Below are 13,340 nucleotides of genomic sequence, written 5' to 3' on the forward strand. Positions count from 1 at the left end.
CTGTGCTGCCCGGCAGCGGTGTTACATGGCGTCCATCGCTTTCTGCACTTTCCAGATATAGCGCGGCGCCTGAGGCGACGGATGTTTCTCCACCACATGTTCAAAGAACTCATCTTTATCCATGTCGTTGATCTCCTCTATCGCCTCTTTACGATCGGAGGAGAAGGTGCGCAGCAGCGCTCCGGCGCCGTTTACATAGGAGACCACCAGCGCGTACTGCATCACCTCAGGATCCTCGATCCCCTTCAGGATGCCATGTTCCAGAATGCTCAGGTAGGCGGTCCCCATGGAGATGTTACGCTCGGGATTTTTCAGCTCGCTGGTGGAGGGCTGACCGCTCCAGCCCATATAGCGATAGACTTCCCGTCCCGCCGTAGAGGCCTTGAGCTGCATCAGGCCCACCGCGTTCGATTTACTGACCAGCGTCGGATTACCACCCGATTCGACCGCGATAATGGCGGTCACCAGTCGCGGGCTGACGCCCCAGGCGGCGCTTGCTTTTTCGGTAATGGGCATCCACTGCATCGCCCGTTTGACGGGTACTTCCGGGTTCCACGGCGGGTTTTTATAATCCTGTTTTGAACTACAGCCAGCAAGTATCACAACTAAAAAAGCAAACCATCTCAATTTCACGTCATCTGTCCTTATGTCCGATCGTCGCGGTCACCCTCTCTCTTTGCTTGATGAAGAGAGGCTGTCAGCGGCATGATATAAGCATTTACTTATTCATTCAGCAAGGAATTGCCATGCCTCAGTTTCATCTTATTGCGCCGTCCGGATATTGCCTTAACCAGGAGGCCGCTTTCCGGGGCGTTGAGCGCCTGCTGGTCGGGGGGCATCATGTCACAAATCAGTCGATTATTCCCCGCCGCCAGCAGCGCTTCGCCGGCACCGAAAACGAGCGCCTGGCCGACATCAACACGCTGACCACCCTTTCCGGGGAGAATAATATCGTGCTGGCGGTGCGTGGTGGTTACGGGGCAAGCCGACTGCTGGAGCAGATCGACTGGGCGGGGCTGGCGGCCCGTCAGCGCGACCAGCCGCTGCTGATCTGCGGGCACAGCGACTTCAGCGCGATTCAGCTTGGTCTGTTAGCGCTACACAACGTCATCACCTTTAGCGGCCCGATGCTGGCGGGCAATTTCGGCGCGCCGCAGATGGATCCCTTCACGGAAGCCCACTTCTGGAAAGCGTTGCAACAGCCCACCTTCAGCGTGGAGTGGCAGGGCAACGGGCCGCATTGTCACTGCGAAGGCCAGCTCTGGGGCGGAAACCTGGCGATGCTGGTTTCGCTTGTTGGCACGCCCTGGCTGCCCGCCATTGAAAACGGCATTCTGGTTCTGGAGGATATCAATGAACATCCGTTCCGCGTAGAACGCATGCTGTTACAGCTTTATCATGCCGGCATCCTCTCCCGCCAGCGCGCTATCGTGCTGGGCAGCTTCAGCAACGCAGCGCCGAACGACTACGATGCGGGCTATACGCTGGCGACAATGGTGGACTATCTCCGTTCCCGTCTGACGGTGCCGGTGATTACCGGTTTAGCCTTCGGTCATGAGCAACAAACCGTGACGCTGCCGCTGGGGGCACAGGCGCGTCTTACGCATGAAGGGAGCACTTCTCGCCTGATCCTGAGCGGTCATCCCACCTTAAAGGCATAAAAAGGCTGTTAATTACCCTAATAAAACGTTGCACCACAGGCTAATATGTTAGGGTCTAGGGAGTAATAACGCGATCAGGGTAGGAGAAAAAGAACATTGGAAGCCACGGTAATAATCAGCCTTTTTATACTGGGTTCTGTGCTGGTAACCTGCAGTATTTTATTAAGTTCATTTTCTTCGCGCCTCGGCATACCTATTCTGGTTATCTTTCTCGCCATCGGCATGCTGGCAGGCGTTGATGGCATTGGCGGCATCCCTTTCGACAACTACCCCTTAGCCTGGATGATCAGTAACCTGGCGCTGGCGGTGATCCTGCTGGACGGCGGGATGCGAACCCAGGCAAGTTCGTTTCGTGTCGCCTTAGGCCCGGCGCTGTCGCTGGCGACGGTGGGGGTGCTGATAACCTCCGGGCTGACCGGCGTCGTTGCCGCCTGGCTCTTCCATCTCGATATTATGGAGGGATTGCTGATCGGCGCGATAGTCGGCTCCACCGACGCCGCGGCGGTCTTTTCATTGCTCGGCGGCAAGGGGCTTAACGAGCGTGTCGGCTCCACCCTCGAGATCGAATCCGGCAGTAACGATCCGATGGCCGTCTTTCTTACCATCACCCTGATAGAGATGATCCAGAAGCATGAGACGGGGCTGGATCTCTCTTTTGTCTGGCACATCCTTCAGCAGTTCGGTCTCGGCATCGTGTTAGGGCTGGGCGGTGGCTATCTTCTGCAGCAGATGATTAACCGTATCACCCTGCCAGGCGGACTCTATCCGCTGCTGGCCCTGAGTGGCGGGATACTGGTGTTTGCGCTCACCACGGCGCTGGACGGCAGCGGTATCCTGGCGGTCTACCTGTGCGGCTTTTTACTGGGCAACCGGCCTATCCGCAACCGCTATAACATCCTGCAAAACTTTGACGGGCTGGCCTGGCTTGCGCAGATTGGCATGTTCCTGGTGCTGGGGCTGCTGGTTACCCCCTCCGACTTGTTGCCTATCGCCATTCCGGCGCTGCTGCTTTCCGCATGGATGATCTTTTTTGCCCGTCCGCTGTCGGTCTTTGCCGGCCTGCTCCCCTTCCGCGGCTTTAACCTGCGCGAGCGGATCTTTATCAGCTGGGTGGGCCTGCGCGGGGCGGTACCGATTATCCTTGCCGTCTTTCCGATGATGGCGGGGCTGGATAACGCGCGACTCTTTTTTAACGTGGCGTTCTTTGTGGTGCTGATATCGCTGCTGTTTCAGGGAACCACGCTCGGCTGGGCGGCTAAAAAAGCGAAGGTGGTGGTGCCACCCGTGGGCCGTCCCGTTTCACGCCTGGGGCTGGATATTCACCCCGAGAATCCCTGGGAGCAGTTTATCTATCAGCTGAATGCTGAAAAGTGGTGCGTCGGCGCCTCCCTGCGGGATCTGCATATGCCGCAGGAGACGCGTATCGCCGCCCTCTTCCGGGATAATGTCCTGCTCCACCCCACTGGCAGCACCCGCCTGCGTGAAGGCGATGTTCTCTGCGTGATTGGCCGCGAGCGCGACCTTCCCGCCCTCGGCAAGCTCTTCAGCCAGTCGCCGCCGGTGGCGCTGGATCAGCGTTTCTTTGGCGATTTTATCCTTGAAGCCGATGCCAAATTCGCCGACGTCGCGCTGATCTACGGCCTGGAAGAGGGGCTGGAATATCGCGACAAGCAGCAGACGCTGGGGGAGATTATTCAGAAGCTCCTGGGAGCGGCGCCTGTGGTCGGCGATCAGGTTGAGTTTGCCGGTATGATCTGGACGGTGGCGGAGAAAGAGAATAATGCCGTGCGTAAGGTCGGGGTAAGGCCAGTGGAAGAGGAAACCGACCAGGGTTAAAGCGGGCCGGTTTACCGACCCGCCTGCGTTACAACGTCACAACAGGCACCCGGGGCGCCAGCGCGGTCAACAGCTCATAGCCCACCGTGCCAGCCGCCGCGGCGACATCATCGACTTTCACCTCGTTGCCCCACAGCTCAACCGGCGAACCGATTCCCGCCTGTGGACAAGGGGTGAGATCCACCGCCAGCATATCCATCGAGACGGTTCCCACGGTGCCGGTCCGTACGCCATCTACCCAGACTGGCGTCCCCGTGGGGGCCACGCGAGGGTAACCATCCGCGTAGCCGCCCGCTACAATGCCGATCCGCTGTTCGCCGGTCGCACGGTAGCGACTGCCATAGCCGACGGTATCGCCCGTCTTCAGGTTTTGCACCCCAATGATTTCGCTGCGCAGGCTCATGACAGGCTTCAGGCCGCTGTCGGCGATATCCCGCCACTGGCCTGACGGGGAAGCGCCGTAAAGAATAATCCCCGGCCGGACCCAGTCGCCGTGCGCCTGCGGATGCCAGAGCGTCGCTGCCGAGTTGGCGAGCGAACGCGGGCAGTTGAGCCCTTCCCCCGCCTGGTTGATGCGTACCATCGCGTCCACAACCCCCTCCGGCTTCTCCGCATCGGCGAAATGGGCCATCAGGGTCATTTCGCCAGTGTTTTTCAGCGCGCGGAGCTGTTGCCAGACGGTATGCACGCGATCGGGCTGAAAGCCCAGGCGATTCATGCCGCTGTTGACCTTAAGATAGATGTCGAGCGGCGCATGCAGTTTCGCGTTTTGCAGCGCTTTAATCTGCCAGTTGCTGTGTACGCTGGTGGTAAGACGGTATTTATCGAGCAGGGGCAGTTCGTCGGCGCTGAAAAAGCCCTCCAGCAGCAGCACTGGCCCTTTCCAGCCGCGCTCCCGCAGCAGGATCGCCTCTTCCAGATTGAGCAGCGCAAAGCCATCGGTCGCGCCGAGCGCGCTCCAGATCCGATCCAGGCCATGGCCATAGGCATTGGCTTTCACGACCGACCAGACGCGGGTGCCCGGCGCCGCGCGGCGGACAATCTGCAAATTATCCTTCAGGGCCTGCAGATCCAGCTGGGCCTGAATGGGACGGGACATAATGCCTCCTTAATTATGCGCACCGTGAAGATGCTGCGCGCGCGTCGGGGTAAAACCCGGACGATAGCGTGCAATGCTTAAATCATCAAAAGGAATGGCCGGCGTGCGGCCAGAGATCAGATCGCTTAACAGCTGGCCGGAACCGCAGGCCATCGTCCAGCCGAGCGTGCCGTGGCCGGTGTTGGTCCAGAGGTTTTTAAACGGCGTGCGTCCTACAATCGGCGTGCCGTCCGGGGTCATCGGGCGCAGGCCGGTCCAGAAAGTCGCCTGCTCCACGCGGCCACCGCGCGGGAAGAGATCCCGCACAACCATCTCAAGGGTTTCCCGGCGCGGCTTGAGCAGCTCGGTGTTAAAGCCGACAATTTCAGCCATGCCACCAACGCGGATGCGGTCATCGAAACGGGTGATAGCGATTTTGTAGGTCTCATCCAGGATGGTCGACACCGGCGCACCGCTCTCCTCTTTTACCGGAATAGTCAGGGAGTAGCCTTTCAGCGGATAGACCGGAATATCGAGAATGTTTTTCAGCATGGCGGTGGAGTAGGAACCGAAGGCCATGACGTATGCATCCCCCTTGATCACCTCTTCCCCACACTTCACGCCATAGATCTTCTCCCCTTCCGAGAGCAGTTTGTCGACAGGCGTATTAAAGCGGAAAATCACGCCCGCCTGCTCGCACATCTGCGCCAGACGCTGGGTAAAAAGCTGGCAGTCGCCCGTCTCATCGTTAGGCAGACGCAGGCCGCCGGTCAGCTTGTGCGCCACCTCGGCCAGAGCCGGCTCCGCCCGCGCCAGCTGGCCGGATTCCAGCAGCTCATAGGGCACGCCTGCATCCTTCAGCACGGCGATATCGCGGGTGGCGTTTTCATACTGCTGGGCGGTGCGGAACAGCTGTAGCGTGCCGCCCTGGCGGCCTTCGTACTCGATGCCCGTCGCAGCGCGCAGCGCCTTCAGGCAGTCGCGGCTATATTCTGCCAGCCGCACCATGCGTCCCTTATTTTCCATATAGTGGCGGGTGTCACAGTTGCGCAGCATCTGCCACATCCATTTAAGCTGAAACTGGGTGCCGTCAAGGCTGATGGCCAGCGGCGCATGGCGCTGAAACATCCACTTGATCGCCTTCAGCGGTACGCCCGGCGCGGCCCAGGGGGCGGCATAGCCGGGAGAGATTTGCCCGGCATTGGCGGCGCTGGTCTCCAGAGCGGGGCCCGGCTCGCGATCGATAACGGTGACTTCATGTCCCGCCTGACGTAAATACCAGGCGCTGGTTACGCCCACCACACCACTTCCCAGTATGACAACACGCATAGCGACTCCATTTTAAGCAAAAGAACAATCATCTGATTACAGATTGATAACCTAGATGAAAATATTATTCAACATACGCTTTTTTTATGGTGACTTATCTCACATCTCCCCCAGCCTGCGGGCCAGGGGGCAATTTGGCATCTCCTGCTGCACCCCCATTTTCCGCAGAATAAAATGCTATTAAATTGCCTTTTTTTGCCGCCGACATCATGGGAAATCGCAAAGAAAAAGGTTCTGCGCCAGCACGCTTTTGAATGGGGTGATCTATGATTGTTTTGAGGCTCTCCAGAGAGAGAGGGCATTAACAACGAGGGCGCGCTAATGGCTACAATTGACCCCATGAATAAGGACAGCACACGTCTGAGCGATGGACCCGACTGGACGTTTGAGCTACTGGATGTCTACCTGGCGGAGATCGACCGGGTGGCGAAGCTCTATCGGCTGGATACCTATCCCCATCAGATTGAAGTCATTACCTCCGAGCAGATGATGGATGCCTACTCCAGCGTCGGTATGCCCATCAACTACCCTCACTGGTCGTTCGGGAAAAAATTTATTGAGACCGAGCGGCTTTACAAGCACGGGCAGCAGGGTCTGGCCTACGAGATTGTGATTAACTCCAATCCCTGTATCGCCTACCTGATGGAGGAGAACACCATTACCATGCAGGCGCTGGTAATGGCTCACGCCTGCTACGGCCACAACTCGTTTTTCAAGAATAACTATCTGTTCCGCAGCTGGACCGATGCCAGCTCGATCGTCGACTACCTGATCTTCGCCCGTAATTACATTACTGATTGCGAAGAGCGCTACGGCGTTGACGAGGTGGAAAAACTGCTCGACTCCTGTCACGCGCTGATGAACTACGGGGTGGATCGCTATAAACGCCCGCAGAAGATCTCCCTGCAGGAGGAGAAGGCCCGTCAGAAGAGCCGCGAAGAGTATCTGCAAAGCCAGGTCAATATGCTCTGGCGCACCCTGCCGAAGCGGGAAGAGGAAAAACAGGTCACCGAAGCGCGCCGCTACCCCTCCGAGCCGCAGGAGAACCTGCTCTACTTTATGGAGAAAAACGCCCCCCTGCTGGAGCCATGGCAGCGAGAGATCCTGCGCATCGTGCGCAAGGTGAGCCAGTATTTTTATCCGCAAAAGCAGACCCAGGTGATGAACGAAGGCTGGGCGACCTTCTGGCACTACACCATTCTCAACCATCTCTATGATGAAGGGAAAGTGACCGACCGCTTTATGCTGGAGTTTCTGCACAGCCACACCAACGTGGTCTTCCAGCCTCCCTACAACAGCCCCTGGTACAGCGGGATCAACCCCTACGCGCTGGGCTTTGCCATGTTCCAGGATATCAAACGTATCTGCCAGTCCCCTACCGAGGAGGACAGATACTGGTTCCCGGATATTGCCGGGTCCGACTGGCTGGAGACGCTCCATTTCGCCATGCGCGATTTTAAAGACGAAAGTTTCATCAGCCAGTTTATGTCGCCGAAAATCATGCGTGATTTCCGCTTCTTCACCGTGCTGGATGACGATCGTAATAACTACCTGGAGATCTCCGCCATCCACAATGAAGAGGGTTACCGGGAGATCCGCTCGCGCCTCTCTTCCCAGTACAACCTGAGCAATCTGGAACCGAATATTCAGGTCTGGAACGTCGATCTGCGGGGAGACCGCTCCCTGACGCTGCGCTATATCCCGCACAACCGCGCGCCGCTGGACAAGGGGCGCAAAGAGGTGCTGAAGCACGTGCACCGCCTGTGGGGATTTGACGTGATGCTGGAGCAGCAGAACGAGGATGGCAGTGTGGAACTGCTGGAGCGCTGCCCGGCGCGAGGAAACGCGCTGTAAAAATAAAAACCTCTCAACTGAGAGGTTTTTTTATTAACGGCTGTGAATGGCCAGATCCCCCGGAAGGGTCTTTTGCATCCGGTGCCAGATCTCACCGCTCTCGCGACCGTAGCGGCGCACCGTTTCATAGACCTTATCGTGCTGCCCCTCTGAGCAGAGCTCGCTCAGCTTGTGGTAAAAGCCCAGCGCCAGGCTGCGCGCTTCGGGGTTGGCAAAATAGTGGCGGCCAATGCGGGTATAGAGGCCTTTCATCCCGTTAAGAATGAGACCGTAAACCGGATTGCCGGAGGCGAAAGCCAGCCCGCGGAAGACGTTGTAGTCGAGCTGGGCAAACGCGTCAGCGTGATCTTCCACAACGGTCGCGTTGGCCAGCACCTCCAGCGCTTTATCAGGATGCTGACGAAACGCGGTGCGGATAAATATCGTCGAGATATTGGTGCGTACTGAGAGCAGATTATCAATCAGCTGCGGCACGCTTTCGTGATCGAGACGCGCCAGCGTTTCGAGAATGTTCAGGCCGGAGGTTTCCCAGAAGTTATTCACTTTAGTCGGCTTGCCGTGCTGAATCGTCAGCCAGCCGTCCCGGGCCAGGCGCTGCAACACTTCGCGCAGGGTGGTGCGGGTGACGCCAATCAGTTCAGAGAGTTCGCGTTCTGCGGGAAGAATCGATCCAGGTGGAAAACGGTTATTCCAGATGCTTTCGATGATGTACTCTTCCGCGAAACCCGCCGGGCTTTGCGCCTTAATGACCATAGTAAGATTTCCATTACACAGCTTTCATTCATTTCACTCATCATACCAGAGGCAGTGAAAGGCAGATAGCGCAGCCGGGAGAGAAAAAAGGGATCGCCGTTTCATTTTCATCAAATAAGCCCAGGCGCTCTCCATCCGACGTCCCACTCAAATTTGCGTATAATAAGCTTTTATTTCACGTTAGCGGGAAGAAGTCTGTCATGGAAATCTCTTATGGGCGCGCCCTTTGGCGCAATTTTTTAGGACAATCACCGGACTGGTATAAACTCGCGCTGCTGCTGTTTTTGGTTATCAACCCGCTTGTCTTTCTGCTCAATCCTTTTAGCGCCGGGTGGCTGCTGGTGGCTGAGTTTATCTTCACCCTCGCCATGGCGCTGAAATGTTATCCGCTTCTGCCGGGCGGCCTGCTGGCTATCGAGGCCGTGGCGATTGGCATGACCAGCCCGACACACGTTCGCGAAGAGCTGGCGAACAACCTGGAAGTACTGCTGCTGCTGATGTTTATGGTGGCGGGCATCTATTTTATGAAGCAGCTGCTGCTGTTTATTTTTACCCGCCTGCTGCTGAGCATTCGCTCCAAGGCGCTGCTTTCACTCTCCTTTTGTATCGCCGCTGCGTTTTTGTCCGCTTTTCTCGACGCACTCACTGTGGTAGCCGTGGTTATCAGCGTGGCGGTCGGCTTTTATGGTATCTATCACCGCGTCGCCTCATCGCGCAGCGACGCCGATATGCAGGATGACAGCACGCTGGATGACGATCGCCGAAAGGTGCTGGAGCAGTTTCGCGCCTTTTTGCGCAGCCTGATGATGCACGCCGGGGTCGGGACGGCGCTGGGCGGCGTAATGACCATGGTGGGTGAGCCGCAAAACCTGATTATTGCCAAAGCGTCCGAATGGCATTTTGGCGAATTTTTCCTGCGCATGGCCCCCGTCAGCATACCGGTTATGGCGTGCGGCCTGCTTACCTGCTATCTGGTGGAACGGTTCCGCTGGTTCGGCTATGGCGCCGCGCTGCCTGAGCAGGTGCGTGACGTGCTGCGCGACTACGATCGCAAAAATCGCAGCCAGCGGAGCCGCCAGGATACGCTTCGCCTGATTGCACAGGGGATCATCGGCGTCTGGTTGATTGTCGCCCTGGCGTTGCATCTGGCGGAAGTGGGACTTATCGGCCTGTCGGTGATCGTGCTGGCGACCACCTTTACCGGCGTAACGGACGAGCATGCCATCGGCAAAGCCTTCACCGAAGCGCTACCCTTCACCGCCCTGCTGACGGTCTTTTTTGCCGTGGTGGCGGTGATCATCGATCAGCAGCTTTTCGCGCCAATTATCGATTACGTCCTCAAGGCGGATCCTGACGCGCAGCTTACGCTCTTCTATCTGTTTAACGGCCTGCTCTCTTCCATTTCCGACAACGTCTTTGTGGGCACGGTCTATATCAACGAGGCAAAAACGGCCCTCGAGCATGGCGTGATTAACGCGCAGCACTACGAGCTGCTGGCAGTGGCGATCAATACCGGCACCAACCTGCCCTCGGTGGCGACCCCCAACGGCCAGGCGGCGTTTCTGTTCCTGCTCACCTCTGCCCTCGCGCCGCTGATTCGCCTCTCGTATGGCAAAATGGTCTGGATGGCGCTGCCCTACACGCTGGTGCTGACCGTGGTGGGCCTGCTGTGCGTCAAAATTACTCTCATTCCCTTTACACAATGGCTAATGCAAACCGGTATACTGACGGCGCATTAACACCTACAGCCGGGAAGATGTCTCCCCGGCTGGCCTGCTTTAACGATAAAAAGGCCCTTGTTTTATTTTTTATGACCAGGTGGCGCAGAGGATGTTTTCGTTTAAACTGCGCTTTCTGACATGTCCCAGGGAAATGATTATGTTGAGATTTTTAAACCAGTGCTCTCGCGGTCGCGGGGCGTGGTTGCTGATGGCCCTTACCGCATTTGCGCTCGAAGTGGTCGCGCTCTGGTTCCAGCACGGGATGGGGTTACAACCGTGCGTCATGTGCATCTACGAGCGCTGCGCGCTGCTGGGGGTAATGGGGGCTGGCCTGCTTGGCGCTATCGCGCCCAACACGCCGCTGCGCTATGCGGCGCTGGCGGTCTGGCTCTACAGCGCCGGAAAAGGTATTGCGCTGGCGTGGGAGCACACCATGATCCAGCTCCATCCGTCGCCGTTTATGACCTGCGATTTTGCCGCCCGTTTTCCTGCCTGGCTGCCGCTCGATAAATGGCTGCCGCAGATGTTTGTCGCTTCGGGCGACTGCGCGGTTCGTCAGTGGGAGTTTCTGACGCTGGAGATGCCGCAGTGGCTGGTGGGTATTTTCGCCGCCTACTTTATCGTGGCGCTGCTGGTGCTGATTGCCCAGTTCTTCAAACCGAAAAAACGCGACCTGTTTGGCCGCTAAAATATAAAACGACAACCCCGGGGTTGTCGTTTTTTTTACCTTTGGCGCATCAGCGACCCGGGTGGTTCATGATGTGATCTTCCCAGTCGCGCACGTCCGACTCTTTCACCGCAATATGTCGCACGGAGATACGCTCGCCGTGCATCGCCGCTTTTGACCCTGTCAGTAACGGATGCCATGCCGGCAGCGTTTTCCCCTCCGCCAGCAGGCGGTAGGCGCAGGTGGGAGGAAGCCACTCAAAGGTAGGCAGATTTTCACGGGTCAACTTGATGCAGTCTGGCTCAAACTCGAAGCGGCGCTCGTAGTTACGGCACTGGCAGGTTTTGATATTCAGCTGCTTGCAGGCGACGTTGGTGAAGTAAATTTCATCCGTGTCTTCATCCATCAGCTTATGCAGGCAGCATTGACCGCAGCCGTCGCACAGCGATTCCCACTCCGCGTCGGTCATGTCGTCGAGAGTTTTATGTTGCCAGAAAGGGGTTTCGCTCATAAGGATGTCCACACGTCAAAAACAAAGCGCACCTTATAACCAGTCTGGCACGGGGATGCAAGTTTTGCCGCCACGAAAGGCGGCAAATGGTCTTTACAGCACGCGGGTTTTCACGACCTGCCCGTTAAATTCCACCTCCAGATCGTCCCCGCTCAAAAGCGGCCCCACCCCTTCCGGGGTACCGGTGAGGATGACATCGCCCGGTTTAAGGGTAAAGTAACGGCTCATTTCCACAATGAGCGGCACGATTTTATGGATCATGTCGGCGGTATTACCCTGCTGGCGCACCTCGCCATTCACCTTCAGGCTCAGGGAGATGTTCTGGGGATCGCTGTTAAACTCGGCAACCGGAATAAAGCCGGAAAGGGGACAGGCATTATCGAACCCTTTGGCTTTCTCCCACGGCTGGCCCGCTCGCTTCAGCTTGCCCTGAACGTCGCGTAGCGTCAGATCCAGCGCCACGCCATAACCGGCGATAGCCCTTTCAACATGATCCGCTGACGCCTGGCGCAGCGTCGCGCCAATCAACACCGCCAGCTCCACCTCATGATGCACCGAGCCCATCCCCTGCGGCAGCACCAGCGGCTGACGAAGATCGCACAGCGCCGTTTCCGGCTTAATAAAGAGCACCGGTTCATCCGGCGTCTCGCTGCCCATCTCCTTAATATGTTTCGCATAGTTGCTGCCAACGCAGACCACTTTGCTGACGGGATAATCCAGTAATGCTCCTTGCCAGTTATGATGTTGATACATACTTGTCCCCTGAACGGTTGATGTGTCGCCCGCGCAACTCCCGGGCTTATTTTTTACCCATCGTCTCCAGATGCTGTTTTAATAAATTCTCAGGTGGAGGCGGTAACTGTAAATAATAGCCCTGGTCAGCCAGCGCAGCTTTGACTTTCTCCAGATCGGCGCCCACCAGCTTTTTGCGGCCATCCAGCGGCAGCAGCATCGCCAGTTGCGGGGTACCGAATCCTTTCATTAACTCTTCCGGCACGCGGGAAAAATCGTCTTTCTTTTCGACATAGAGATAGGTCTGGTCGCGTTTAACACTTTTATAGATCACACAAAACATGTTTTTACTCTGAATTATCGGGTGGTTGCTTGCCTCAATATAATAGTGACTATAACATGCCTGATACTCTTCGGAATATCGCATCAGCAGTGCTGCGATTAACAGCAAATTGAGTAAGGCCAGGATGTCAAATACGCCCATCGAGCTTAAAGGCAGTAGCTTCACCTTATCAGTGGTTCATTTGCATGATGCAAAGCCCGAGGTTATTCGTCAGGCGTTACAAGACAAAATTGCACAGGCGCCCGCATTTCTGAAGCATGCCCCTGTGGTGGTCAACGTTAGCGATCTGCAGGCGCCGATTAACTGGCGTCAGCTGCAGCAGGCGGTAGCCTCTACCGGGCTGCGCATCGTTGGCATTAGCGGCTGCAAAGATGAGCAACTCAAAGCCGAAATCGATCGCGCTGGCCTTCCGCTCCTGACGGAAGGTAAAGAAAAAGCGCCTCGCCCGGCGCCTCAAGAGGCCGCTCCCCCTCCTCCGCCCGTTGAACAAACCGTTACGCCCCTCACAAAAACGCGCCTGATTGATCTGCCGGTACGTTCCGGGCAACGGATTTATGCGCCAAATTGTGATCTAATTGTAACTAACCACGTTAGCGCTGGTGCAGAGCTCATTGCCGATGGCAATATCCATGTTTACGGCATGATGCGGGGACGTGCGCTGGCTGGCGCCAGCGGCGATCGGGAAGCGCAAATTTTTTGTACCCATCTGACGGCGGAGCTGGTCTCCATCGCAGGTGTTTACTGGCTGAGCGATAAGCTGCCAGCCGAATTTTATGGCAAAGCGGCGCGACTGCGACTGGCAGAGAACGCTTTGACCATTGAACCGTTGAACTGATCCCTTTTAACAAGGAATTT

The 13,340-nt window shown here is 57.0% G+C and carries 13 protein-coding genes; 6 read left to right on the plus strand and 7 right to left on the minus strand.

What is annotated here, in order from left to right; translation table 11 throughout:
* Positions 1-21: 21 nt before the first annotated feature.
* Positions 22-633: a membrane-bound lytic murein transglycosylase EmtA gene (emtA, locus tag BN3796_RS16295; protein ID WP_061709413.1), complete on the minus strand. Its 612-nt coding sequence runs from the start codon at positions 631-633 to the stop codon at positions 22-24.
* Positions 634-746: 113 nt separating this feature from the next.
* Between emtA and ldcA the strand changes: the two genes are divergently transcribed.
* Together ldcA and BN3796_RS16305 are read left to right on the plus strand one after the other, a co-directional pair.
* Entirely contained in the window at positions 747-1,661 is a 915-nt protein-coding gene (gene ldcA / locus BN3796_RS16300; protein WP_061709414.1) for a muramoyltetrapeptide carboxypeptidase, read from the plus strand.
* A gap of 96 nt (positions 1,662-1,757) precedes the next feature.
* Complete coding sequence (locus BN3796_RS16305; protein ID WP_061709415.1) at positions 1,758-3,497, plus strand: potassium/proton antiporter; 1,740 nt, start codon at positions 1,758-1,760, stop codon at positions 3,495-3,497.
* A 28-nt stretch (positions 3,498-3,525) separates the two neighbouring features.
* On the opposite strand, the gene dadX is transcribed toward BN3796_RS16305, so the two are convergent.
* Both dadX and BN3796_RS16315 read right to left on the minus strand, forming a co-directional pair.
* Positions 3,526-4,596, minus strand: a complete 1,071-nt coding sequence (dadX, locus tag BN3796_RS16310; protein WP_061709416.1) for a catabolic alanine racemase DadX — start codon at positions 4,594-4,596, stop codon at positions 3,526-3,528.
* Between the two features lie 9 nt (positions 4,597-4,605).
* The gene (locus BN3796_RS16315) at positions 4,606-5,904 is read right to left on the minus strand and encodes a D-amino acid dehydrogenase (protein ID WP_061709417.1); all 1,299 of its coding nucleotides are present in this window, start codon (positions 5,902-5,904) and stop codon (positions 4,606-4,608) included.
* A gap of 321 nt (positions 5,905-6,225) precedes the next feature.
* Between BN3796_RS16315 and BN3796_RS16320 the strand changes: the two genes are divergently transcribed.
* Positions 6,226-7,758: a SpoVR family protein gene (locus BN3796_RS16320; RefSeq protein WP_061709418.1), complete on the plus strand. Its 1,533-nt coding sequence runs from the start codon at positions 6,226-6,228 to the stop codon at positions 7,756-7,758.
* Between the two features lie 33 nt (positions 7,759-7,791).
* Here BN3796_RS16320 and fadR read toward each other — a convergent pair whose 3' ends face one another.
* A complete protein-coding gene (gene fadR, locus BN3796_RS16325; RefSeq protein WP_061709419.1) occupies positions 7,792-8,511 on the minus strand; it encodes a fatty acid metabolism transcriptional regulator FadR in 720 nt (239 codons plus the stop codon).
* 200 nt (positions 8,512-8,711) lie between these two features.
* Here fadR and nhaB point away from each other — a divergent pair, with 200 nt between their 5' ends.
* Complete coding sequence (gene nhaB / locus BN3796_RS16330) at positions 8,712-10,250, plus strand: sodium/proton antiporter NhaB (RefSeq protein WP_061709420.1); 1,539 nt, start codon at positions 8,712-8,714, stop codon at positions 10,248-10,250.
* Between the two features lie 139 nt (positions 10,251-10,389).
* On the plus strand, positions 10,390-10,920 hold the full coding sequence (gene dsbB / locus BN3796_RS16335; protein WP_061710041.1) for a disulfide bond formation protein DsbB: 531 nt from the start codon (positions 10,390-10,392) through the stop codon (positions 10,918-10,920).
* Positions 10,921-10,969: 49 nt separating this feature from the next.
* Here dsbB and BN3796_RS16340 read toward each other — a convergent pair whose 3' ends face one another.
* From BN3796_RS16340 to BN3796_RS16350, 3 genes are all read right to left on the minus strand, one after another.
* Entirely contained in the window at positions 10,970-11,410 is a 441-nt protein-coding gene (locus tag BN3796_RS16340) for a YcgN family cysteine cluster protein (RefSeq protein WP_061709421.1), read from the minus strand.
* 93 nt (positions 11,411-11,503) lie between these two features.
* Positions 11,504-12,163 (minus strand): fumarylacetoacetate hydrolase family protein, encoded by a 660-nt coding sequence (locus BN3796_RS16345; protein WP_061709422.1) that lies wholly within the window; start codon positions 12,161-12,163, stop codon positions 11,504-11,506.
* A gap of 46 nt (positions 12,164-12,209) precedes the next feature.
* On the minus strand, positions 12,210-12,485 hold the full coding sequence (locus BN3796_RS16350) for a YcgL domain-containing protein (RefSeq protein WP_061710042.1): 276 nt from the start codon (positions 12,483-12,485) through the stop codon (positions 12,210-12,212).
* Between the two features lie 124 nt (positions 12,486-12,609).
* Between BN3796_RS16350 and minC the strand changes: the two genes are divergently transcribed.
* Positions 12,610-13,320, plus strand: coding sequence for a septum site-determining protein MinC (gene minC / locus BN3796_RS16355; protein WP_061709423.1), 711 nt, complete (start codon positions 12,610-12,612; stop codon positions 13,318-13,320).
* Positions 13,321-13,340: the final 20 nt, after the last annotated feature.

The sequence above is a fragment of the Pseudenterobacter timonensis genome, from assembly GCF_900021175.1.
In the GTDB taxonomy this organism is placed as follows: domain Bacteria; phylum Pseudomonadota; class Gammaproteobacteria; order Enterobacterales; family Enterobacteriaceae; genus Enterobacter; species Enterobacter timonensis.

Bases quoted from the DNA above. Each gene is read 5' to 3' on its own strand.
- ldcA (WP_061709414.1), top strand. From the start codon at position 747: ATGCCTCAGTTTCATCTTATTGCGCCGTCCGGATATTGCCTTAACCAG.
- dadX (WP_061709416.1), bottom strand. From the start codon at position 4,596: ATGTCCCGTCCCATTCAGGCCCAGCTGGATCTGCAGGCCCTGAAGGAT.
- BN3796_RS16315 (WP_061709417.1), bottom strand. From the start codon at position 5,904: ATGCGTGTTGTCATACTGGGAAGTGGTGTGGTGGGCGTAACCAGCGCC.
- BN3796_RS16320 (WP_061709418.1), top strand. From the start codon at position 6,226: ATGGCTACAATTGACCCCATGAATAAGGACAGCACACGTCTGAGCGAT.
- fadR (WP_061709419.1), bottom strand. From the start codon at position 8,511: ATGGTCATTAAGGCGCAAAGCCCGGCGGGTTTCGCGGAAGAGTACATC.
- nhaB (WP_061709420.1), top strand. From the start codon at position 8,712: ATGGAAATCTCTTATGGGCGCGCCCTTTGGCGCAATTTTTTAGGACAA.
- dsbB (WP_061710041.1), top strand. From the start codon at position 10,390: ATGTTGAGATTTTTAAACCAGTGCTCTCGCGGTCGCGGGGCGTGGTTG.
- BN3796_RS16340 (WP_061709421.1), bottom strand. From the start codon at position 11,410: ATGAGCGAAACCCCTTTCTGGCAACATAAAACTCTCGACGACATGACC.
- BN3796_RS16345 (WP_061709422.1), bottom strand. From the start codon at position 12,163: ATGTATCAACATCATAACTGGCAAGGAGCATTACTGGATTATCCCGTC.
- BN3796_RS16350 (WP_061710042.1), bottom strand. From the start codon at position 12,485: ATGTTTTGTGTGATCTATAAAAGTGTTAAACGCGACCAGACCTATCTC.
- minC (WP_061709423.1), top strand. From the start codon at position 12,610: ATGTCAAATACGCCCATCGAGCTTAAAGGCAGTAGCTTCACCTTATCA.